1 pseudogene is annotated in these 269 nt (G+C 62.8%); it reads right to left on the bottom strand.

Going from position 1 to position 269, the window contains the following annotated elements:
* Positions 1–269, bottom strand: a pseudogene (locus tag SB725_RS31435) (phosphatidate cytidylyltransferase); the annotation flags it as partial.

Here is a 269-nt window from a genome sequence, read left to right on the forward strand (position 1 = left end):
GCAGCAGGTTGCGGCCCTCGAAACCCGGAATATCAAGCGTCATCAGCGCGGGCACGGAGGAAACGCAGTACACCGCGATCATCAGCCCCCACTGCACCTTCGATGCGCGCTCCAGGAAGCGTGTGGTATCGCCACCGAAGCTGGCCAGGATCGGCAGCAGCAGGAACAGGTACACCGGAATGAAGATGCTGAACAGGCCGTACCAGTCCATGGCAATCAGCAGGTACTGCACCGGCAGCGCCACATAGAACGCGGCGACCAGCGCCGGG

The organism is Pseudomonas sp. SIMBA_041, assembly GCF_046535095.1.
In the GTDB taxonomy this organism is placed as follows: Bacteria; Pseudomonadota; Gammaproteobacteria; order Pseudomonadales; family Pseudomonadaceae; genus Aquipseudomonas; species Aquipseudomonas mucoides.